Consider the following 22,764-nt stretch of genomic DNA (forward strand, 5'->3'; position numbering starts at 1 on the left):
AACGTAGACAGCTCAATCCATTATTTACTTTTGCATTATTTGTTGAAGGTCGTTCAAATCAAATGGCTGCAGAAACATGCCGTAAAGTTTTGACGTATTTAGGAGAGTCACAACATAATCCGTTATTTTTATATGGACCTACAGGTCTTGGAAAAACACATTTAATGCAAGCTGTGGGTAATGCTTTGCTACATGCCAAACCTAATGCACGTGTGATGTATATGACGGCAGAAAATTTTGTACAAGATTTTGTGAGTTCTTTGCAAAAAGGCAAGGTAGATGAGTTTAAGAAAAATTGTCGTTCTTTAGATTTATTGTTGGTTGATGATATTCATTTATTGGCGGGTAAAGAGGCAAGTTTAGTCGAGTTCTTTTATACTTTTAATGCTTTACTCGATGAATCGAAACAAATTATTTTAACATCGGATCGTTATCCAAAAGAATTAACAGAGTTAGATGCACGTTTAGTTTCGCGTTTTTCATGGGGATTATCTGTGGGTGTTGAACCTCCTGACATTGAAACACGTATTGAAATTTTACTCAAAAAAGCCAGTACCATGCAGGTGGATTTGCCAAGAAATTGTGCACTTTTTGTCGCACAACAGGTGGTCGCTAATGTACGAGAGTTGGAAGGCGCACTCAATAAAGTGGTGGCAATGGCACGTTTTAAAGGCACAGCAATAGATTTAGACGTTGTTCGAGAGTCACTCAAAGATGTGTTGGCTATTCGTGCACGAAATATTACAACCGATAATATACAACGAGTGGTAAGTGAGTATTTTAGAATACCGATGAAAGAGTTGACAGGGCCTAAGCGTACACGTATTTACGCTCGTCCTCGGCAACTTGCGATGGGGCTGACTCGTGATCTGACAGGAAATAGTTTTCCTGATATTGGTATGTCATTTGGCGGGCGTGACCATAGTACAGTCATGCATGCATGTGAAAAAGTGATTAGCCTTCGAGAGAGTGATCCTATTTTTGATGAAGATTATAAAAACCTGATGCGCTTACTACAAAGCTAAAATTTTATTCCACTACAATTATCAGTGATTTTGCATGGTAAAATGGAATGAAAATTAAAGTATATTTTTTAAACAAAATATAGGTATAAGAGGATATATATTGTGCACTTAAAAATCGCCAAAGAAAGTTTATTGAATGTGTTATCACATGTGGTTGGCGTGGTTGAACGTCGTCATACGCTCAATATTTTGTCGAATGTAAAAATGACTGCAACGCAACAGGCATTGACGATTACAGGTTCAGATTTAGAAGTTGAGCTTGTTGCGAGTGTTCCTTTTGTTGATGGTGCATGTTTGAAAACGGGTGAAACGACGCTACCTGCACGTAAATTAATGGATATTTGTAAATCGCTGCCAGCAGCAGCTTTAATTGATTTACAAATTACAGATGACTTGCGCTGTATCTTAAAATCAGGAAGTAGCCGTTTTGTACTTGGTACGTTACCCGCAGAAGATTATCCGTTATTAAGTACAGATGGTGTACAAGGAAGCCGTGTTGAAGTTGCACAAAAATCATTAAAACGTTTATTTGAAAAAACAGCATTTGCAATGGCAGTACAAGATGTTCGTTTTTATTTAACAGGTACTTTACTTGAAATTGATTCAACCCAGTTGCGTGCTGTTACGACAGATGGACATCGTCTTGCACTTGCTGAAACCGTTGCTCAATCTCATTTAGATCAACCATTACAGGCCATTATTCCTCGTAAAGCGGTGGGTGAGTTACAGCGTTTATTGAGTTTAGATGAACAACCTTTAGTATTATTTATTGGTCGTGAATTACTAAATATTGGTATTAATATTCCAAACCGTGATAAAGAACAAGGTGACGTCACTGTTCGTTTTACAACAAAATTGATAGATGGAAAATTTCCTGATTATAAAAGAGTCATTCCACGAGGTGGTGATAAACAAGTCATGATTGGTCATGATGTATTTAAACAATCATTACAACGTGTGGCTATTTTGAGTAATGAAAAATTACGAGGCGTATTTTTAAATTTCTATACAGATACTCTCAAGCTTCGTGCAAACAATCCTGAACAAGACGAAGCCAGTGAAGATCTCATGATTCAATATCCTCATGATACCTTGGAGATGTCATTTAATGCACAGTATTTACTCGATGTATTAAATGTACTTGATGGTGATGATGTGCGTATGACGATGTCAGAGGCCAATCAATCTGTGTTGGTACAAGATCCAGCATATCCAGATCAAACCTATGTTGTGATGCCAATGCGTGTTTAATTTGAAAATAAAATCATGTATTTAGAACGATTATATATCGAGAAAATACGAAACCTCGAAACGGTTGTAATGAAAAATTTACAGCCGTTTAATGTCTTGTATGGTATTAATGGCTCGGGTAAAACCTCAGTATTAGAGGCAATTCACATTTTGGCAACAGGGCGTTCTTTTCGTACGCACATGCCCAAATACTATATACAGCATCAACAGCCACACGGCATTATTTTTGCTCAAATGCATTCAGATAAAATCGGCATACAAAAATTTTCTTCTGGGGAGCAGCGTATAAAAATTAATGGTGACCGTTTAGCCACACAACGCCAATTGGCTCAATTGTTACCATTACAATATATTGATCCTTTAAGTATAGAAATTATTGACCACGGCGCTAAACCAAGACGACAATTGCTTGATTGGTTGATGTTCCACGTGGAACCTAGCTTTTATCAAACATGGTTGCAATATGCTCGTGCGTTAAAACAAAGAAATAGTATGCTTAAGCAACATAAGCATCTATCCATCACAGATATACAGCCATGGAACAACTTACTTGCCGAATATGGTGAACAACTTCATTTGCAACGAGTGGCTATTTTTATGCAATGGCAAGTTTTTTTTGAACAAGAGGTAAAAAATCTACTGCCCGATTTAACTTTAAAATTAGAATATATTGCAGGATTTCAAACCGAATTTGGTTTAGCTCAGGTATTAGAGCAACAACATGGCAAAGATTGCGAACGTAAGTATACAGAACATGGTCCACATAGAGCAGATTTAAGGTTAAAGACGGCACAGGGCAGTGCTTCAGATGTATTGTCTAGAGGGCAAAAAAAGCTTCTTATTGTTGCACTAAAACTCTCGCAAATTGCGATGCTTCATGCGAGTAACAAGGAAACTGTGGTATTATTAGATGATGTGACCGCAGAATTAGATTACGCTGCTCAACAGCGTTTATTAGCAAGATTACATACGTTAGGTAGTCAAGTCTTTTTAACGACACTAGATGATGCGATCGTAAAACAACATTTACATGATCTATGTATATCGTACCAAATTTTTAATGTACATGCAGGTGTTGTGCAGATACAACCCTCTACACCACTTGAGCATGAATAATATTATTTACCAGTAGGGAGACACCATGAGTTCAGAATCTCAATCTGCTTCTCAAACAGAACTAAATCATGAACATGCTTATGATTCTTCAAGTATCAAAGTTTTACGTGGTTTAGATGCGGTACGCAAACGACCTGGTATGTATATTGGCGATACAGATGATGGTACAGGCTTACACCACATGGTATTTGAAGTGGTGGACAATGCCATTGATGAAGCATTGGCTGGGCATTGTGATGAAATTATTGTCACCATTCACGAAGATGAGTCTTTAAGTGTCTCTGATAATGGCCGTGGTATTCCAACTGATATTCACCCTGAAGAAGGGGTCTCTGCAGCAGAAGTAATTTTAACGATTTTGCATGCAGGTGGTAAATTTGACGACAATAGTTATAAAGTCTCTGGTGGCTTACACGGCGTTGGGGTATCCGTTGTAAATGCACTTTCAAGCCAATTACAGTTGACCATTTATCGTCAAGGACAAATTCATCAACAACAATATGCCCATGGCGTACCGCAATCGCCATTAAGCGTGATTGGTACAACTGAACAAACAGGTACAATGGTGCGTTTTTGGCCAAGTGCAGACACATTTAGTCAAACGATTTTTAATGTTGATATTTTGGCAAGAAGACTTAGAGAGTTATCATTTTTAAATTCAGGAGTGAAAATTACTCTCATTGATGAGCGTGTAAACCTAACATATAACTATGATTATGAAGGTGGTTTATCTGAGTTTGTAAAATATATCAATGAAGGAAAAACACATCTCAATGATATCTTTCACTTCACTGCTGACTCAGACCAAGGGATTGCTGTTGAAGTTGCACTTCAGTGGAATGATTCATATCAAGAAAATGTGAAATGCTTTACCAACAACATTCCACAAAAAGATGGAGGGAGTCACCTTGCTGGATTCCGTGCAGCCTTAACTCGTGGTTTAAATAATTATTTAGATAAAGAAAATATTCTAAAAAAAGAAAAAGTGAATGTTTCTGGTGATGACGCAAGAGAAGGTTTAACTGCGATTATTTCAGTGAAAGTACCTGATCCTAAATTTTCATCACAAACCAAAGAAAAATTGGTTTCTAGTGAAGTGAAGCCTGCTGTAGAGCAAGCTATGAATAAATCTTTTTCTGAATATTTGCTAGAAAACCCAACAGCAGCCAAAGCCATTGCAGGAAAAATTATTGATGCTGCACGTGCTCGTGATGCTGCACGTAAAGCACGTGAAATGACACGCCGTAAAAGTGCGTTAGATATTGCAGGTCTACCAGGTAAATTGGCAGATTGCCAAGAAAAAGATCCTGCATTGTCTGAATTGTATTTGGTCGAGGGTGACTCTGCTGGTGGTAGTGCAAAGCAAGGTCGTAATCGTAAAATGCAAGCGATTTTACCGCTGAAAGGAAAAATCTTAAATGTCGAACGTGCTCGTTTTGACCGTATGATTTCTAGCCAAGAAGTAGGAACACTCATTACTGCACTAGGGTGTGGCATTGGGCGTGAAGAGTACAATCCAGAAAAATTACGCTATCATAAAATTATTATTATGACGGATGCCGATGTGGATGGCTCACACATTCGAACATTATTGCTCACTTTCTTCTTTCGCCAAATGCCAGAGCTTGTAGAAAGAGGCCATATTTATATTGCACAACCACCGCTGTATAAATTAAAAAAAGGGAAGCATGAGCAGTATTTAAAAGACAATGAAGCATTAGAAACATTTTTAATTTCCAATGCAATTGATGATTTATCGCTTCATATTGGCCATGATGTACCTGCGATTTCAGGGCAGGCACTTTCGAGTGTGATTAAAGATTATCAAATTTCACAAAAAAGTTTAAGTCGATTAACGCAACGTTATCCTGCAACCGTACTTGATGGCTTGCTTGCTATTGAACCGTTCATGATTCATCAAATAGGTGATAAACATTATGTAGAAACATGGGCTGAACAGCTCAAACAGCATGTGCTTGCCATGCAAGCAAATTTACGTCCAGAAATTACATTGGTTGATTTCGAAAAAGAAGATGAGCAAGGCATAAAAACAACACATTACTGGCCACGTATTACAGTGTATGTGCATAACTTGCCTCAACAATACTTGCTTGATGCTGGTTTATTGGCATCGAGTGAATATGCAAGATTGCTGAAAAATGCAAAAAGCTGGTTTAATTTACTCGAAGATGGTGCTTATTTGGTGAAAGGTGAGCGTCGTATTCCAGTCAATAATTTTCATGAAGTATGGCATAACATTTTACAAGATTCACGCCGTGGCATGATGATTCAGCGTTACAAAGGTTTAGGTGAAATGAATGCCGAACAGTTATGGGACACCACAATGGACCCAGAAAATCGCCATATGCTACAAGTGACTATTCAAGATTTAATTGAAGCAGATCGTATGTTTAGTTGCTTGATGGGAGATGATGTGGAACCAAGACGTGCATTTATTGAACAAAATGCATTAAATGCAGATATTGATGCATAAACCAACTGTGTCAAAAAAAGGTATTCTATAAAGAATACCTTTTTTTTATTTCATAAAACCTAATACACCAGAGGCTAATAAATAGCCTATACCAACCAGTAAAACAATCCAAATAAAAGCGCCAACAATGTTATACATCATAAATGAAACATAGTTCATGTGACTTGAACCTGCTGCAAATGGCGCAAAAGAACGAGCAAATGGAATAAAGCGCGCCATTAAAATGGTTTTACCACCATGTTTGACGAAATAGTCTTCGGTTCTCGTGAGATATTCTTTTTTAATCCAACGGGAGTTCGAATGTGATATGCGCCCACCAAGTAGCTTACCCGTAGAGTAGTTGACCATATAGCCGAGTGTAGCGGCAAAGAAAAGCAAGATAATCATATAGTCGACATGTAAAAAGTCCGTGGTTGCACAGATAGCACCCACTGCGAGTAAGAGACTGTCACCAGGTAAGAAGAACATAAAGATAAATGCAGTTTCAGCAAAAATAATAAAAAATAAAATTGCATAAATCCAAATGCCATACTCTTGTACTAGTACAGGCAAATAATTTTCAAAGCTTAGTAGTAAATCAAAAAAACTCATTGGGGTGATATTCCCACTTTATATTTGGATAATCTGTCACAAAAAGATATAGCACAAAAGGTATACAATCAACGTATATTGGTGTTGATTCTAGCACATATTACGCAAAATAGAGTCGAAACGATGATGAGATATCTTTTCATAGAAAAGTTTAAATAAAATTAATTTAAATGTGTAAGCTATTTAGGGTTAATGAGTTCAATATTTTAAGGAATATAACATGCTTCAGTCACTTAAAAACGCTGTATTGGCCATAATTCTTATGTCTAGTTCAGTCGTATACGCAGGCAGCTTAGAAGTAGATATGCAAGGTTTAGCAAAAAACTATACGATGTTTGTAAAATCTAGCAATAGCAACCAAGCCAAACAGGCCTTAGGCGACATGAAACAAAATGCTTTAGATTCAAAACAAAACATACCTCATACTTTGATGAGTGAACCGGATAACAGCCCAGAAATTAAAGCGTATGACCGAATGTTAGATCAATTGGTTGTAGAAATTGATCGTCTAACAGGATTAGTTGATACCAATTTAAAGCAAGCACAGCAGACAAATACGTTAATGAAAATTAAAGATGCAGGGCATAACGTATTTAAATAGCACCATAAAATAGCTATTTTATGGTGCGATGTTTCACGTGGAACATGTTATACAGCTATAGAAATGACTGTTCCATGTCTTCAAGTTGCATCATGAGTTCAAGCAGTTGTTCTTCATGGTGTGCCAACTCATCTGTTAGCTGTTTTTCTTGATCCATGATTTGAAGCAACTCTTGTTTTCGTTCAATGTCGTACAATGTAGTTTCTGCAAGCGCAATTTTAATAGGTTCAAGTTGTGCTTGAATCTTTTCAATTTTCGCTTCAGTTTTTTCAATGTTTTTTCGGATAGGACGTGTTTGTTCTCGCTGTTTCGCACTTTCTTTGCGTGGTACTTCTTTAGGTGCAGTAACAACGGGCTCAGGTGTTTTGAGCGCGGCTGAGTTGGCATTAATTTGTTGTTGTCTTGCTTCGCGTAACCATTGTGCATAGTCGTTTAAATCGCCATTAAATTCACGACATGTACCTGCATGAACCAATAACAAATCATCACATACGCTAGCAATCAGTTGGCGTTCGTGTGATACCAAAATGACCGCGCCTTCAAAATCATTGAGTGCCATTGTGAGTGCATGGCGCATATCTAAATCTAAATGGTTGGTCGGCTCATCTAATACAAGTACGTTTGGTTTTTGCCAAACAATGAGCGCAAGGGCAAGACGTGCACGTTCACCCCCTGAAAACTTTTCACATACAGTATCCATACGCTCACCGGTAAAACCAAAGCTCCCTAAAAATGAACGTAGGGCAGCTTCACTGACTGTATTGCCTGCAAGACGTGCCAATTGCAACATTGGGCTTGCATTTGCATCAAGCGCATCCATTTGATGCTGTGCAAAATAACCAAGATTGAGTAATTCAGAGTCTTTACGTTCACCCTTCATTAAAGCCAAATCACCGACCAAGGATTTAATTAAAGTCGATTTACCTGCACCATTCATTCCTAAAAGACCAATACGCGTACTTGGTGTAATTTGTAGGTTGACGTTACTGGCAATTTCTTTATTTCCGTAACCAATCGTTGCCTGATCTAGACTCAGCAAAGGTGAACTCATTTTAGTAGGCGTTCTAAAACTAAACGTAAAAGGATTGTCGACATGCGCAGGTGCAAGAAGTTGCATACGTTCAAGTTGTTTAATACGGCTTTGTGCCTGTCTTGCTTTGGTGGCTTGTGCTTTAAAACGGTCAATATACTTTTGCATATGCGCGCGCGCTTCTTGCTGTTTTTCAAAAGCTTGTTGTTGTTGTGCTAAGCGTTCACTACGTATAGTTTCAAAGGTTGAGTAATTACCTGTATACATAGTGAGTTGTTGGTTTTCAATATGTAAAATATGGTCGGTAATTGCATCTAAAAAATCACGATCATGTGAAATCAAAACCAACGTACCTGCATAATTTTTTAGCCAATCTTCTAACCATAAAACGGCATCTAAATCTAAATGGTTGGTTGGTTCATCGAGTAATAATAAATCTGAGCGACTCATGAGGGTACGTGCGAGGTTTAAACGCATACGCCAGCCCCCCGAAAAGCTTTCTACATTGAGTTGCATTTGGTGTTCAAAGAAACCTAAACCTGCCATGAGCTGTGCTGCTTTGGCTGGTGCGGTATAGCCATTGATTTCATCAAAGCGACCATAATATTCTGCAATTTCATCGTTAGATAAATTGTCAACATCATTGAGTTTTTGTTGTATTTGCCAAAATTCTTCATCACCTGAAAGAACAAAATCAATGGCTGGCATATCAAGCGCTTCAATTTCTTGAGCCATATGTGCAACCGTCCAGCCTTGTGGACGACTTAAATTACCTTCATCTGGAGTAATTTTGCCAAGAAGTGCACCAAATAATGAGGATTTACCGGCACCATTTACACCTGTTAATCCCATTTTCCAGCCTGGATGTAACTGTACCATGGCATCTGTTTTAAAAAGAACACGACCACCAAGTCGTATGCTAAGGTGTTCAAGCTGGATCATAAGTTTTTCGCTGTATTGAATTATGCTCTATTCTAAATGGTAAAACATTTGAAAACAAAAAATAAAAACCAATACATCATCACACGGCTTTTTATGCACGAAATATGCTATATTAGCGGTCTATTTGGGTGTGCCCAATCGATTGATTTAAGGAATAAAGATCATGACTGCACAAGCTTTATTACTCACAGATAATGCTGCAAAAAAAGTACGCCAACTGCGTGACAGTGAAGGTAGTCAGGCGCTCATGTTACGTGTCTATGTAACGGGTGGTGGTTGTTCTGGTTTCTCGTATGGCTTTAACTTCGCAGAAAGCGCCAATGATGATGATGCAGCATTTGAAAATGGTGATGTTAAAATGGTGGTTGATTCGTTGAGTTATCAGTACCTTATCGGTTCAGTGGTTGATTATATTGAAGGTTTAGAAGGCTCTCGTTTTGTGGTTAAAAACCCAAATGCAACCACGACCTGTGGCTGTGGTTCTTCATTTTCAATTTAAATCAGGTGACCCAAAGGCCACCGATAGGAATCATTCTAAACGCTCGTGATTGAACCTAAAATACGTGGCCCTGTTGCACCTGTTACAGCAGGTAAATTTCCTGTACGTTGTTCAATAAACTGCATGGCAAGCCATGCAAATGCTGTACTTTCTACCCATGTTGGTGACACTCCAAGCGCATCTGTGGTTTGGACACTCCATTCGTGTTTACGTAAACGCCAACGTAATTGCTCTAATACATAAGAGTTATATGCACCCCCACCACACACATACATTTCACCATCTTTCATGCCTGAGCGATAGATCGCTTTTTGAATCGCTCGAACAGTTAGCTTAGCAAGTGTTGCTTGAATATTCTCGGCAGTATCATCTAGTTCTTCATATTCAGGATCATTGCGCCAATCAATTAACTGATCATCTAGCCAATCTAGGTTAAAGTCTTCTCGACCTGTACTTTTTGGTGGTTCTTTAGCAAAAAAATCATGAGCATATAAACGATCTAACAGTGGTCGAATGGCTGTACCATGTGCAGCCCAATCTCCATTTTCATCAAAGGGTTGACCTGTATATCTGCGACACCAGCCATCCATTAAAATATTGGCAGGGCCTGTATCAAAACCGAGTATTTTACTTTTTTGATTGGCAGGGAGTAGACTGACATTGGCAATACCACCAAGATTCAAAATTACACGATCAATATGTGGGTGTTGAAAAATGGCTTGATGAAATGCAGGGGCTAAAGGTGCACCTTGTCCCCCTGCGGCCATATCTCTACGGCGAAAATCTGATACTACGGCAATGTTAGTGATTTCTGTAATTAGATGTGGGTCACCGAGTTGTAAAGTAAAACCATCTTCAGGACGGTGTCGAATGGTTTGCCCATGACAGCCAATGGCTCGTATTTGTTGACGGTCTAAATGATGGTCTGTAATTAGCTGATTAATGCCATGCGCAATTTTTTTAGCCAATGCAACATCAGCTTTGCCCATACGGTCAATTTCGTTGTCGCCTGGTCGAGTCAGTGCCATTAGTTCATCTTTTAAATCTGGCTCGAAGGATATACTTAAGGTCGCATGGAGTGTCAGTGGTTCAAAAGAAGCCGCGACAAAATCAATGCCATCCATACTTGTTCCTGTCATCACGCCAATGTAGATTGATGTCATGCTTAACAAATCCTGCAATGTGCTAAAAAAATGTTAGTATATCGCACAAATTGGATAACAAATGTATTTGGGTGGCATGATGTCAAATTTCTTACCTGCTGAAGAACAGTTGGCTCTGATTCAAAGAGGCACGCATGAGATTATTTCAGAAGAAGATTTACTGAAAAAATTGAAAGAAAATCGTCCTTTACGTGTAAAAGCGGGCTTCGATCCAACCGCACCTGATTTACACTTAGGGCATACCGTACTTATTAACAAATTGAAAACATTTCAAGATTTAGGGCATGAGGTTTTGTTTTTAATTGGTGATTATACGGCCATGATCGGTGATCCAACGGGGAAAAGTGCAACGCGTCCGCCGTTATCTCGTGAGCAAGTTGTACAAAATGCTAAAACCTATCAAGAACAAGTCTTTAAAATTTTAGATCCTCAAAAAACCAAAGTCGTGTTTAATTCACAGTGGTTTGCAGAAAAATCAGCGGCTGACTTAATTCAATTGGCCAGTCAGCAAACAGTGTCTCGTATGTTAGAGCGTGATGATTTTACCAAGCGTTACCAAAGCCAACAACCGATTGCAATTCATGAGTTTTTATATCCATTGGTGCAAGGTTATGACTCTGTTGCACTCGAAGCAGATGTTGAGCTTGGTGGTACAGATCAAACGTTTAACTTATTAATGGGACGTACATTACAAAGTCGTTATGGCCAAGCTTCACAAGTCTGTATTACTGTGCCTATTTTGGAAGGGTTAGACGGCGTTAATAAAATGTCGAAATCTTTGGGTAATTATATTGGTGTATTTGATACCCCTGGTGCGATTTACCAAAAGATTTTATCGATGCCAGATAGTTTGATTGAGCGTTATTTTGACTTACTCAGTTTTAAGGGGCTAGATGAGATTGGATTACTCTTACAAGACATTCAAGCAGGACGTAATCCACAAGAAATTAAACGTATTTTGGCCTTAGAATTGGTTGAGCGTTTTCATGATGCAGAAGCAGCTGCCAATGCGCATAAGGGGGCGGGTAATCGTATTGTTGATGGTGAAGTACCTGAAGACACACCAGAAGTAAACGTATCACGAGGTGAAGCAGGTGAGTTATTTATTGCTTCGATCCTCCGTTTAGCAGGTTTAACCAAAAATGCTGCACAGGCTAAAGATGCGGTCGCACGCGGGGCTGTGAAAGTGGAAGGAGAAGTTGTTGATGCAGGTTTTGCGGTGAATACAAATCAAACCCTTGTGATTCAAGCAGGTAAAAAAGCCATTGCAAAAGTCACGTTTACCGATTAATCACCTGAAATATCAAGTATAAAAAAGAAGTCATCATATGGCTTCTTTTTTATTTGTCATATCGCCGACATGAAAGCTCAGCAAAATACGGCACACTTAATTGTTGATATTTGTTCTGAAAATGAAAAAACATTCTTTTTATTGTGTCAGTGTACTTCCAATTGCTTTTATTTTAACAGCTTGCCAAGCCCCACCTAAACCGATTAAACCATTTTCGTTGACCATAGCACATATCAATGACCATCATTCACATTTAGATGAAGAGCAAACCATTCTTAAATTTGATTTAGGACAAGGGCCTGAAAATATTAAAATCAATCGTGGTGGTATGGCTCGCGTGGCAACAATGATGAAACAAATTGAACAAAAAGATCCAAATGTTATAAAAATACATGCAGGCGATGCAATAACAGGTGATCTTTATTTTAATTTAACCCAAGGTTTAGCAGATGCTGCTGCAATCAATCAAATGTGCTTTGATGGTTTCACGCTTGGAAACCACGAGTTTGATGCCAAAGATGCAGGATTAAAAATATTGATTGATGCTTTTAAACAAAGCCACTGTAAAACCCCAATGCAAATTTTGTCTGCCAATGTTACGTTTGGCGCATCATCTGCATTGTATCAAACCAATACTGTTCAAAAATCCATGGTGATTGCACGTCAAGGACAAAAAATTGGTATCGTGGGAATAACCATTGCGGGAAAAACAAAAAATGCATCTCAACCTAATGCAGATACACTATTTGCAGATGAAGTGATAACAGCACAAGCGGAAATTGATCGTTTAAAGGCACAAGGGATTAATAAAATTATTTTACAAACGCATGTAGGATATGAACGAGATTTAAAAATAGCAGCACAATTAAGTGATGTCGATGTCATTATTGGAGGGGATTCACATACGTTACTTGGTCCTGAACATCTTAAAGCCGTTGGCTTTAATCCCGTTGCAGATTATCCAACGGTTGTTAACAATAAGCAGGGTGAGAAAGTCTGTATAGCGCAAGCATGGCAATACAATTATGCTGTAGGTGAGCTCAATGTCAGCTTTGATCCAAAAGGTAATGTCTTAGATTGTGGTGGTACAGCACATATTTTATTGGGTACAGAGATGCAACGTATTCAGTCGAATCGCCCATTAACAGCATCACAAAAACAGCAAATTCAACAACAGGTTGCCAAAATGCAATCGCCACTGCGTTTTATTCAGCCAGATCTACACATGCAAAAGGTACTTCAACCATATCAACTTAAAAAGAAAACTTATGTAGAAACTGTGGTGGGTACAGCAAATGAAGCATTTTGTTCCCAAGCTCGTCCAACAAAACAGCCGAAAGAAAACTGTTTGACCTATGGTGGTGATATTCAACAATTGGTCGCCTATGTCATGCTACAACAGGCGAAAAAATATTTTGCGGCTGACCTTTCTATACAAAATGGAGGAGGAGTACGTATAGAAATTCCACAAGGGCCAATCAATGTTGCCACGGTCTATCAATTATTACCTTTTAAAAATACGTTGATGCAATTAACCATGACAGGTCATGAAGTCAAAGCAACTTTAGAAGATGCCATTGATGGTGCAAATACAGATATTGGTGCTTATCCCTACACCGCAGGGTTACGTTGGGAGGTCGATATGAAAAATCCTAAAGGGCACAGAGTAGAAAAATTAACATTTAAAAATACTCAGGGGCAATATCAATCCTTTGATTTGAATCGAACCTATCAAGTTGCAACAATTGATTTTTTAGCACGAGGTTCAAATTACTATACAACGTTAACCACAATACAAGGTGAACGCCGTAAAGATATTGGGGTTGATTATGCCGATATTTTTTTGAACTATTTAAAAGATTTAAAACAACAACAATCGACAGCATTTTTAACTCGGTTACCACATTCAGAGTACAGTACCCAAAAATATATATCGCCATAGCCTTTATTATTGCATCACAGTAATCCCATATATTGTGGATAACTGTGGATTTACTTGTGTATAAAGCACTATATGTTGTGGATAACTCTATACCTGATTGTGTATAACTTACGAGTTTTCCACAATTGGCTTTTGTACTCAAGCTGATGCAATTAAATAGTTCAATATTTGAAATACTTAGTGATTGGGAGTGATATTTTTTGTTTAAATAAAGTGGCACCAAGCAATATTTTCAATGTTTGAAGATCAACAAAACGTGTTTTAGCCATTGAAGCACAAGAAATAAAAAAGCAATTATCTAGAAAATTTTCACGTTAAGAGTACCTTTCTAAGGCAAATTTGTTTAAACAACAACATTATTGTGAAATATGAATCGACATTTTTTATCTGTCATTGATTACTCATACATAATGATCATTCTATCAATGATAAAAACACATATCATGATCGTTATATTTAAAAAATGAACCTGTAAAAATGATGTGTGTGAGAAGAGTATAAATAGTTCAATTTTGCACGATAGAAAAAATATTGCATTAAGCTAAAATTATTTGTGATCATTGATATACAGCGATGTATTGATACTATCGATCTGTGAATACATGGGTTTACAAGGTGGTGTTTTACATTGTATGACACAATGGCACTGATTAATACATCTTCACTTACTGCAAGAATGTTTGATGCGTAAGTGCTCAATCATATATTGCTTTACCACATTTAGAGAAAAAAATTTAAGATCATGACTGAATGATGATCTCGCTAAGATGAGAAAAAGTTTTGGGCAAGACTTAAAAACAAAAAACAGGATATAATAAAGTATACATGCATTGCATATCTTTTCTTTACTTGCGCTTTGGAATCACACATGAACACGTCTGCCATAGAAGCTACACCTTTAGTCGGAATTATTATGGGTTCACAGTCAGATTGGGCGACCCTAGAACACACGGCAAATATGCTAAAACAATTGGGTGTACCATTTGAAGCTGAAGTTGTTTCTGCACATAGAACACCTGATCGTTTATTTGAATATGCTGAAACGGCAAGATCTCGTGGTATTCAAGTGATTATTGCAGGTGCAGGTGGCGCAGCACATTTGCCTGGTATGTGTGCCGCAAAAACCGATCTACCTGTACTTGGTGTACCTGTAAAATCATCGATTTTAAATGGTGTAGATTCATTACTGTCAATAGTACAAATGCCTGCAGGTATTGCAGTCGGTACATTGGCCATTGGCCCTGCTGGTGCAACGAATGCAGCGATTATGGCCGCACAAATCTTGGGTTTAACAGATCGTACAATTGCAGCCAATGTTGCTTCATTTCGTCTTGCACAAACAGAAAAAGTTGCAAGCAAAAACATTCCTGGACAAGTATAAGAGGTATTCGCTATGGACAAAACCCTTGGTATTTTCGGTGGTGGTCAGTTGGGTCGTATGATGGCACAGGCTGCATTACCACTGAATATTCAGTGTATTTTTTTTGAAGCCAGTACATCGTGTCCATCTGCTGTACTTGGCCCAGTTTTTTCTCCAGAAAAACAACAACTCAATACTTTTATTGAAAATGCAGACGTTTTTACTTTAGAGTTTGAAAATACACCGTTAGAACAAGTAGATATACTGACACAAAGCAAAAATTTATATCCGCCTCGTCAAGCATTGGCGATTGCACAAAATAGATTGCTTGAAAAGGATTTATTTAAAACACTGCAAATACCTGTTGCGCCATTTGCTCAAGTGAACTCATTTGAAGACCTGAAGCACGCGACTGATACACTAGGTTTCCCGATTGTTTTAAAAACAGCAACAGGTGGATACGATGGAAAAGGGCAATATGTACTGCGTTCAATTGAAGATCTTGATCAGGCTTGGGCTGAATTAGGAAAAGCACAGCCATTAATTGCTGAAAGCTTTGTTCACTTTTCAAGAGAAGTCTCAATTATTGCGGTACGTGGGCAAAATGGCGATGTAAAAACATGGCCTTTGGCGGAAAACCATCATCATCAGGGGATTTTATCGCATTCTATTGTACCTGCACCGAACAGTAGCGAATTACAACCTGTTGCAGAACAGTATATCTCAACTTTATTGCAGCATTTAAATTACGTTGGCGTACTGACTTTAGAGCTTTTTGTCACTCCAAATGGTTTATATGCCAATGAAATGGCACCTAGAGTTCATAACTCAGGGCATTGGTCAATAGAAGGTGCTGTATGTTCACAGTTTGAAAATCATATTCGTGCTGTAACAGGGTTACCGCTTGGGTCTACTGAAATGATTAAACCAACGGTGATGGTGAATATTATTGGTCAGCATCCTCATACTCAAGATGTTTTAGCACTCAACGGTGCGCATCTACACCTCTACAATAAAACTGAACGTGCGGGAAGAAAATTAGGCCATATTACCCTTATGCCAACCGATGCACACGAATTACCTGTTTTATGTCAAGCGCTTGCTAAAATTTTACCTGAACCACTGTCGTTGACCGCCCACATGACTTGGTAAGATACGACTTTGCATTAAAAAAGCGATGATATGTTCATCGCTTTTTTGAAAGTATATTGATTGAGTTGTGGATAAGTAAATAGAAAGTGTGGATGATTATGTTTATTTACGCTTATCTACATGACAAGTAAAAAAATAATGCTAGTCTATATTTTTAAATTCCACACTGAGTTTTTGTACTATGAAAAAGCAATTAAGTCTGTTCGGTATTACTGTATTTGCAATCTATAGTACCATTGCTCAGGCCAACACCACCAATAACGACCAATCTTCTTCAACACTTTCTGTGGCATCAGATCCATCATTTAATACATGTATGGCTGAGTTAAAGCCAAGTGCACTCAGATCAGGTGTATCTAGTGAAATATTTGATCGTTATACACGTAATCTTATTCCAGATTATAGTGTTTTAGATAAACTGAATTACCAACCTGAGTTTTCTACACCCATTTGGGACTATTTATCTGGGCTTGTAGATGACGAGCGTGTGAGTACAGGAAAACAAAAACTAAACCAATACCAAGATGTATTACGCCGTGTAAGCGCCGTGTATGGTGTACCTGCTGAAATGGTTGTTGCGGTATGGGGAGTAGAAAGTAATTTTGGAGATATTTCAGGAAAATATCCATTATTACAATCGCTAGGTACACTGAGCTGTAATGGTCGTCGACAAAGTTACTTTCGTACAGAGTTTTTTGCCACTTTACGTATTTTACAACGAGGTGATGTCACAGAGTCACAATTAAAAGGCTCTTGGGCAGGTGCATTTGGTCATACGCAATTCATGCCTTCCACTTATGAGCGACTTGCTGTAGATTTTGATGGCGATGGCCGTAGAGATTTGGTTTCAAGTACAAATGATGCACTTGCATCTACTGCAAACTTTTTAAAATCGGCAGGTTGGCAAACAGGTATGCCTTGGGGTTTTGAGGTCTCTGTACCAAACAATATTGACTTAACAGGACAAAGTCGTCGTAATAAAAAACCTTTATCTTATTGGGTTACACAAGGACTCACACGCATAGATGGACGTCCTTTACGACAAGAGCCATTAAATGATGCAACTCCTGCAGGTTTATTTATGCCCGCAGGTGCACAAGGGCCAAAATTTTTGGTGTTTAAAAACTTTGATGCCATTTATAGCTATAATGCAGCAGAAAGTTATGCACTCGCCATTGCTTATCTTTCTGATCGGTTGAGTGGAAAGCCTGTCATTCAAACTGCATGGCCAACAGATGATCCGGGTACATCAAGAGCAGAACGTAGAGAAATCCAAAATAATTTACTGGCAAAAGGTTATGATATTGGTCAAGCAGATGGTCTTATTGGAGACAAGACAAAGCAAGCCATTCAAAAAGAACAAATAAAAATGGGACTTCCGCCAACAGGAAGAGCAGGGCAAGTATTTTTAAATGCGATTCGAAAAAATAATACGATTCAAACGATTAATTCACCTCAATAAGGAAGACATTACAGTTCGATTTTAACTGCATTGAGTAAATCAAATACCACTGCAGTAATATTCTTACTTAATTCATGATCATTAAAAATTTCTTTTGCAGAAATTGTAACTTGCGTGTCGCTTGGTAATTCTTTTTGCTCTTCTTCAATTAAAAATGCGATAGGCATATGTGTGTGTTGAATTTCAAGATGTAAAATGTCAGCACATAAAATATTTTCATCTTCAAGTTCAATCATTTGCTGATGCATATACGGTAAAAAGATTGAATGAATATAAGGAGTAAGATCTTCAATATCGAATATTTCAAGATCACGAGTCTCTTCAATACTGCTGATATGATCATTGATTTCAATGATGATATGATAAAAACTCATAATAGCACTCCATATATGACAAATCGGCTTACTATCAATAACAAATTTTATTGTGATTGTAAAAGTTAAAATCACTTAAATACATTGTGATTACTTGATCTTTTGTTGGAGCATAGGAATAACGAAATCTCTTGTCAGCGGTGCAAGAGGTACAGATATAGTTTGAGTTAAATCAAGCCATAACATTTCAGCAATTTCAGCACTAGGATAAGGCGTTCCAAATATATCGACTTCAAAAAGATGTGCTTTAAGTGCAAATCCAGGTTCGTTGGCAGCACTTGTTTTTATAATGCCAAGATCTTGTCTAATATGAGATGACACTTGAATTTCCTCTTTAATTTCTCGTTGTAAAGCAATTTTAGATGATTCTGATGGCTCAATTTTTCCGCCTACCTGCATAAAAAAATGAGTATTTTTTTTACGTACAACTAACATACGATGATACGGGTCTGTAATGATTGCTGCTGCAACATAAATAATTTTTTGATTTAAATCGATGGTCATAAAATTCTCCTTGATATAAATGAATAAAATATTTTTAAATAATTTTTTATTTTATGAAAAAATAAATTTAAATAAATTATTAACTTAGGAATAACCTGTTTATTTATTGTACCAATGTAAGCTAAGGATTACATACTATGAACAAATAATTGCATATGATGATTTTGCCCAACAAAAAATAGATAAAAAATAACAATACACAATCAGAGGGTGGGCAACAAACCTCTTTATTTTACAATAAAGAGGTTTGTTTATTTATAAATTCTATTTTTTAAATGCGGTATAAAATACCGTACAACAGTATCGGTAATATACGCGATCACACAGCCCACAACACAAAATAAAATTCGCCAAAGTGCGCCTTCAAAAGTATTATGGGTGACATCATATACGGTAACAATCAACAAACCTGATAACGCAATCCCACAATATTCTGCATGTTTAAGTAAAATACATGTTGTTGTTGTAAGCACAATCCCTAAAATTAATAACCAATATTCAATATTAATGAAACTGTGCTGTTTCGTAAGATAAGATGTTAGCCACCAAATACATACACCAATACTCGAACCAATTAGATTTCCTGTCACTTGACTAAAATTGACCTTACGGTCAATGTCTGCTTGTATGGTTAAAAATGCAGTCAAAGAACCCCATAAAAATAAATGTGATACATGGTCTTGATTAAAACAAATAGAAAGAATAGTAATCATGATCGCACATAACAAAATTTTAATGACATAAACAATTTTGGCAAATTGTTTAACAGAGATAGGCGTCATATTTAACTCACTTACACGTTATTATTATTTGTTTACTTTCAAGAGTCTAACACATAAAAAATACCCCATAAGTCAAAATTGACCTATGGGGTACCTTCATAACTTCGAAGTAAGGGTTATAACTTACTTCTTGTCATCTTTTACTTCTTTAAACTCTGCATCTACAACACCATCATCAGCTTTCTTTTGCTGGCCTGCGTCTTGGTTAAATGCATTAGGGTCAAAACCTTGTGCACCACCTTGGCCTTGAGTTTGCTCATAAGCACGCTGCGTAATAGGCATAATAATGTTTTGTAGGCTTTCAGTTTTTGCCTTGATTTCTTCAACATCATTTTCTTTTGTTGCAGTTTCAAGTTCACTCACAGCTGTAGTTACGGCTGTTTTTTCATCTTCAGTAACTTGCTCACCTAAATCTTTAACAGCTTTATTTGCACTTGCAATTAACGCATCTGCTTCGTTACGTGATTTAGCAAGTTCTTCAAATTTACGATCTTCTTCAGCATTTGCTTCAGCATCTTGAATCATCGCTTCAATTTCAGCATCAGACAAACCTGAGTTGGCTTTAATTTGAATAGATTGCTCTTTACCTGTGCTCTTGTCTTTTGCAGATACTTTCAAAATACCATCTGCATTGATATCGAAAGAAACTTCAATTTGAGGTACACCACGAGGTGCTGGTGGAATATCACCCAACTGGAAGTTACCTAACAATTTATTTTGCTGAGCCATTTTACGCTCGCCTTGATAAACTGAAATATCTACAGCAGGTTGGTTGTCTGCAGCTGTTGAGAATACTTGAGATTTCTTCGCAGGAATCGTTGTATTTTTCTCAATGATTGCAGTTAACACGCCACCCATAGTTTCAATACCAAGCGTTAATGGTGTCACATCTAATAGTAAAACGTCAGTTTTATCACCAGAAAGTACAGCACCTTGAATGGCTGCACCCATAGCAACCGCCTCATCTGGGTTTACATCTTTACGAGGCTCTTTACCAAAGAATTCTTGTACTTTTTGTTGCACTAATGGCATACGTGTTTGACCACCAACCAAAATTACATCAGAGATTTCACTGTTTGATAAACCAGCGTCTTTCAATGCAACACGACAAGGCTCTAACGTACGTTGTACAAGATCAGCCACTAAACCTTCTAATTTTGCACGAGATACATTAATCACTAAGTGTTTCGGGCCAGATGCATCTGCTGTGATGTATGGCAAGTTAATTTCAGTACCGTTAGAAGACGATAACTCGATTTTCGCTTTCTCAGCCGCTTCTTTTAAACGTTGTAGTGCTAAAGGATCACTTTTTAAGTTCACATTTTGGTCTTTCTTAAACTCTTCAACCAAATAATCAATTAATGCATTATCGAAATCTTCACCACCTAAGAATGTATCACCATTAGTAGATAACACTTCAATTTGTTGGTCGCCATCAAGATCAGCGATTTCAATAATAGATACGTCAAACGTACCACCACCTAAATCGTATACAGCAACCTTACGATCACCTTCTTTTTTATCCATACCAAATGCAAGTGCAGCAGCAGTTGGTTCATTAATAATACGTTTTACATCAAGACCTGCGATACGACCTGCATCTTTTGTTGCTTGACGTTGTGCATCATTAAAGTAAGCAGGAACAGTAATAACTGCTTCTGTTACAGTTTCACCAAGGTAATCTTCTGCAGTTTTCTTCATCTTTTTCAAGATTTCGGCAGACACCTGTTGTGGTGCAAGTTTTTTGTCGTTGACATCAACCCATGCATCGCCATTATCTGCTTTTACAATTTTGTATGGCACAAGACCAATATCTTTTTGTACAGCAGAATCTTCATATCTACGGCCGATTAAACGCTTAATTGCGAATAAAGTGTTTTTAGGGTTAGTCACTGCTTGGCGTTTAGCACTTTGACCCACTAAAATTTCTGCATCTTTATAGGCAATAATAGAAGGTGTAGTACGTGCGCCTTCAGCGTTGTCAATGACTTTAACTTTGTCACCTTCAAGAACAGCCACACAAGAGTTTGTTGTACCTAAATCAATACCAATGATTTTAGCCATTTGATAAATTCCTCAATTTTTCTACAATATTTTTCAGTTATTATTCGATATGAGAGTCAATCTAAAATTTTCAAGTATTTTTCTCAAAAAAAAATTAAACCGACTCAAAAATAGCCTATTGGCCAACAGTAACCATCGCAGGGCGTAATAAACGACCAGATAATGTATATCCTTTTTGTAATACATTACCAATCTCACCTGCTTTTGCATCTGGTGCAATACCTACAGCTTGATGTAAATCGGCATTGAAACCATTTGCTGTATCTACAGCAACAATATCTTGTTTCTCTAAAGCCGTCAGTAAAGATTTCAGCGTGAGTTGTACACCTTCTAGTAATGGACTCTCTACATCGCCAGTTGCCAAAATTGCACGCTCTAGATTATCTACAGACTCAAGTAAGCTTTTTGCAAATTTTTCTAACGCAAACTTTTTAGCAGTATCTGCCTCACGTTCTAAACGCTCTTTTACTTTTTCGGCTTCATACATTGCATTAGCAGCGCGTGCTTTTTCAAGCTTTACACTATCTTCTAATTTAGATAATTGTGCTTGTAACTCTTCAACGTTTACACTAGATACGTCATTTTGCTCATTACCTTGAGCTTGTTCAGTGTCTAATTCAGTATTTTCTTGAGCTAGATCTTTTTGCTCTTTAGTCATTGATGATCTCCGTTTAAACATTTTTCCAAACACGTATTAGTCCTCACACGACATTTCACCAGATCAAAACTGAAATAAATGTCATGAAAGCTACAAAATATATAAATAGGCTTGACTACAAGATGCGGACAAACTAAAAAAAATCAATAGTAGAAGGCATAAATAAGTCACCAAGAGCCCTCATTAAAGAAAAAAGGCGTTATTTAAGGGATTATTGTTTGAATAACGTTCGTTTGCAGACTAATTTTAAAAAAAGCATTATTTAGGGGTTGCAAAGGCTAGGGGATTATATATAATGCGTATCCATCGGCGGTGCTGTTGAGAGAAACTTCTTGATAAACAATAGCTTAGTTGATTAATTTAGGGTTTTGACTTTAAATTGATTGGTTGGGGGTTGAGTTAAGTAGTTTAAAAAAACTTTCAAAAAGCATTTGACAAACTTTGGAAACGGAGTAGAATGGCC

19 protein-coding genes are annotated in these 22,764 nt (G+C 37.4%); 11 read left to right on the plus strand and 8 right to left on the minus strand.

All coding sequences use genetic code 11. The features are described 5' to 3' along the window. The 4 genes from dnaA to gyrB all read left to right on the plus strand — a co-directional run. A partial coding sequence (gene dnaA, locus I2F17_RS10835; RefSeq protein ID WP_211139936.1) for a chromosomal replication initiator protein DnaA occupies positions 1–1,025 on the plus strand: 1,025 nt, incomplete at its 5' end. Between the two features lie 102 nt (positions 1,026–1,127). Beyond that, complete coding sequence (gene dnaN, locus I2F17_RS10840) at positions 1,128–2,276, plus strand: DNA polymerase III subunit beta (protein ID WP_211139938.1); 1,149 nt, start codon at positions 1,128–1,130, stop codon at positions 2,274–2,276. A 15-nt stretch (positions 2,277–2,291) separates the two neighbouring features. Continuing rightward, positions 2,292–3,392, plus strand: coding sequence for a DNA replication/repair protein RecF (gene recF / locus I2F17_RS10845; RefSeq protein WP_211139940.1), 1,101 nt, complete (start codon positions 2,292–2,294; stop codon positions 3,390–3,392). Between the two features lie 25 nt (positions 3,393–3,417). Beyond that, a complete protein-coding gene (gene gyrB / locus I2F17_RS10850; RefSeq protein WP_211139942.1) occupies positions 3,418–5,886 on the plus strand; it encodes a DNA topoisomerase (ATP-hydrolyzing) subunit B in 2,469 nt (822 codons plus the stop codon). Positions 5,887–5,931: 45 nt separating this feature from the next. On the opposite strand, the gene I2F17_RS10855 is transcribed toward gyrB, so the two are convergent. After that, positions 5,932–6,477, minus strand: coding sequence for a VTT domain-containing protein (locus I2F17_RS10855; RefSeq protein ID WP_211139944.1), 546 nt, complete (start codon positions 6,475–6,477; stop codon positions 5,932–5,934). A gap of 220 nt (positions 6,478–6,697) precedes the next feature. Between I2F17_RS10855 and I2F17_RS10860 the strand changes: the two genes are divergently transcribed. Then, positions 6,698–7,078 (plus strand): cytochrome b562, encoded by a 381-nt coding sequence (locus tag I2F17_RS10860; RefSeq protein ID WP_211139946.1) that lies wholly within the window; start codon positions 6,698–6,700, stop codon positions 7,076–7,078. A 55-nt stretch (positions 7,079–7,133) separates the two neighbouring features. Here the strand turns inward: I2F17_RS10860 and I2F17_RS10865 are convergent, their stop codons facing one another. Further along, positions 7,134–9,050, minus strand: coding sequence for an ATP-binding cassette domain-containing protein (locus tag I2F17_RS10865; RefSeq protein ID WP_211139948.1), 1,917 nt, complete (start codon positions 9,048–9,050; stop codon positions 7,134–7,136). A gap of 163 nt (positions 9,051–9,213) precedes the next feature. Between I2F17_RS10865 and erpA the strand changes: the two genes are divergently transcribed. Beyond that, positions 9,214–9,549 carry an iron-sulfur cluster insertion protein ErpA gene (gene erpA, locus I2F17_RS10870; protein WP_196423657.1) on the plus strand — a complete coding sequence of 112 codons (336 nt, stop codon included), beginning with the start codon at positions 9,214–9,216 and terminating at the stop codon, positions 9,547–9,549. Positions 9,550–9,584: 35 nt separating this feature from the next. Here erpA and I2F17_RS10875 read toward each other — a convergent pair whose 3' ends face one another. Beyond that, the gene (locus tag I2F17_RS10875) at positions 9,585–10,712 is read right to left on the minus strand and encodes an anhydro-N-acetylmuramic acid kinase (RefSeq protein ID WP_196423656.1); all 1,128 of its coding nucleotides are present in this window, start codon (positions 10,710–10,712) and stop codon (positions 9,585–9,587) included. Between the two features lie 61 nt (positions 10,713–10,773). Here I2F17_RS10875 and tyrS point away from each other — a divergent pair, with 61 nt between their 5' ends. From tyrS to I2F17_RS10900, 5 genes are all read left to right on the plus strand, one after another. Continuing rightward, positions 10,774–12,003 (plus strand): tyrosine--tRNA ligase, encoded by a 1,230-nt coding sequence (gene tyrS / locus I2F17_RS10880; RefSeq protein WP_211139950.1) that lies wholly within the window; start codon positions 10,774–10,776, stop codon positions 12,001–12,003. A gap of 121 nt (positions 12,004–12,124) precedes the next feature. Continuing rightward, a complete protein-coding gene (locus I2F17_RS10885) occupies positions 12,125–13,945 on the plus strand; it encodes a bifunctional metallophosphatase/5'-nucleotidase (protein ID WP_211139952.1) in 1,821 nt (606 codons plus the stop codon). A gap of 868 nt (positions 13,946–14,813) precedes the next feature. Beyond that, positions 14,814–15,326 carry a 5-(carboxyamino)imidazole ribonucleotide mutase gene (gene purE / locus I2F17_RS10890; protein WP_196423653.1) on the plus strand — a complete coding sequence of 171 codons (513 nt, stop codon included), beginning with the start codon at positions 14,814–14,816 and terminating at the stop codon, positions 15,324–15,326. Between the two features lie 12 nt (positions 15,327–15,338). Then, positions 15,339–16,457, plus strand: coding sequence for a 5-(carboxyamino)imidazole ribonucleotide synthase (locus tag I2F17_RS10895; RefSeq protein WP_211139963.1), 1,119 nt, complete (start codon positions 15,339–15,341; stop codon positions 16,455–16,457). Between the two features lie 181 nt (positions 16,458–16,638). Then, positions 16,639–17,919 carry a lytic murein transglycosylase gene (locus tag I2F17_RS10900; protein WP_196423651.1) on the plus strand — a complete coding sequence of 427 codons (1,281 nt, stop codon included), beginning with the start codon at positions 16,639–16,641 and terminating at the stop codon, positions 17,917–17,919. A gap of 8 nt (positions 17,920–17,927) precedes the next feature. Here I2F17_RS10900 and I2F17_RS10905 read toward each other — a convergent pair whose 3' ends face one another. The 5 genes from I2F17_RS10905 to grpE form a co-directional block, all read right to left on the minus strand. After that, positions 17,928–18,293 (minus strand): hypothetical protein, encoded by a 366-nt coding sequence (locus I2F17_RS10905; RefSeq protein WP_196423650.1) that lies wholly within the window; start codon positions 18,291–18,293, stop codon positions 17,928–17,930. 90 nt (positions 18,294–18,383) lie between these two features. After that, complete coding sequence (locus tag I2F17_RS10910; RefSeq protein ID WP_196423649.1) at positions 18,384–18,797, minus strand: NUDIX hydrolase; 414 nt, start codon at positions 18,795–18,797, stop codon at positions 18,384–18,386. 251 nt (positions 18,798–19,048) lie between these two features. After that, positions 19,049–19,510, minus strand: coding sequence for an aromatic acid exporter family protein (locus tag I2F17_RS10915; protein WP_235985955.1), 462 nt, complete (start codon positions 19,508–19,510; stop codon positions 19,049–19,051). Between the two features lie 192 nt (positions 19,511–19,702). Further along, positions 19,703–21,643 (minus strand): molecular chaperone DnaK, encoded by a 1,941-nt coding sequence (gene dnaK / locus I2F17_RS10920; RefSeq protein WP_211139967.1) that lies wholly within the window; start codon positions 21,641–21,643, stop codon positions 19,703–19,705. Between the two features lie 115 nt (positions 21,644–21,758). Then, complete coding sequence (gene grpE / locus I2F17_RS10925; RefSeq protein ID WP_196423646.1) at positions 21,759–22,301, minus strand: nucleotide exchange factor GrpE; 543 nt, start codon at positions 22,299–22,301, stop codon at positions 21,759–21,761. Positions 22,302–22,764: the final 463 nt, after the last annotated feature.

This window comes from Acinetobacter baretiae, assembly GCF_015627105.1.
GTDB classification, from domain to species: Bacteria; Pseudomonadota; Gammaproteobacteria; order Pseudomonadales; family Moraxellaceae; genus Acinetobacter; species Acinetobacter baretiae.

What these genes read in the sequence shown, in the direction of transcription:
- I2F17_RS10905 (WP_196423650.1), bottom strand. Translation starts at nt 18,293, where the DNA reads ATGAGTTTTTATCATATCATCATTGAAATCAATGATCATATCAGCAGT.
- I2F17_RS10910 (WP_196423649.1), bottom strand. Translation starts at nt 18,797, where the DNA reads ATGACCATCGATTTAAATCAAAAAATTATTTATGTTGCAGCAGCAATC.
- I2F17_RS10875 (WP_196423656.1), bottom strand. Translation starts at nt 10,712, where the DNA reads ATGACATCAATCTACATTGGCGTGATGACAGGAACAAGTATGGATGGC.
- gyrB (WP_211139942.1), top strand. Translation starts at nt 3,418, where the DNA reads ATGAGTTCAGAATCTCAATCTGCTTCTCAAACAGAACTAAATCATGAA.
- I2F17_RS10860 (WP_211139946.1), top strand. Translation starts at nt 6,698, where the DNA reads ATGCTTCAGTCACTTAAAAACGCTGTATTGGCCATAATTCTTATGTCT.
- I2F17_RS10885 (WP_211139952.1), top strand. Translation starts at nt 12,125, where the DNA reads ATGAAAAAACATTCTTTTTATTGTGTCAGTGTACTTCCAATTGCTTTT.
- erpA (WP_196423657.1), top strand. Translation starts at nt 9,214, where the DNA reads ATGACTGCACAAGCTTTATTACTCACAGATAATGCTGCAAAAAAAGTA.
- recF (WP_211139940.1), top strand. Translation starts at nt 2,292, where the DNA reads ATGTATTTAGAACGATTATATATCGAGAAAATACGAAACCTCGAAACG.
- tyrS (WP_211139950.1), top strand. Translation starts at nt 10,774, where the DNA reads ATGTATTTGGGTGGCATGATGTCAAATTTCTTACCTGCTGAAGAACAG.
- I2F17_RS10865 (WP_211139948.1), bottom strand. Translation starts at nt 9,050, where the DNA reads ATGATCCAGCTTGAACACCTTAGCATACGACTTGGTGGTCGTGTTCTT.
- purE (WP_196423653.1), top strand. Translation starts at nt 14,814, where the DNA reads ATGAACACGTCTGCCATAGAAGCTACACCTTTAGTCGGAATTATTATG.
- dnaK (WP_211139967.1), bottom strand. Translation starts at nt 21,643, where the DNA reads ATGGCTAAAATCATTGGTATTGATTTAGGTACAACAAACTCTTGTGTG.
- I2F17_RS10900 (WP_196423651.1), top strand. Translation starts at nt 16,639, where the DNA reads ATGAAAAAGCAATTAAGTCTGTTCGGTATTACTGTATTTGCAATCTAT.
- I2F17_RS10855 (WP_211139944.1), bottom strand. Translation starts at nt 6,477, where the DNA reads ATGAGTTTTTTTGATTTACTACTAAGCTTTGAAAATTATTTGCCTGTA.
- I2F17_RS10895 (WP_211139963.1), top strand. Translation starts at nt 15,339, where the DNA reads ATGGACAAAACCCTTGGTATTTTCGGTGGTGGTCAGTTGGGTCGTATG.
- grpE (WP_196423646.1), bottom strand. Translation starts at nt 22,301, where the DNA reads ATGACTAAAGAGCAAAAAGATCTAGCTCAAGAAAATACTGAATTAGAC.
- I2F17_RS10915 (WP_235985955.1), bottom strand. Translation starts at nt 19,510, where the DNA reads ATGATTACTATTCTTTCTATTTGTTTTAATCAAGACCATGTATCACAT.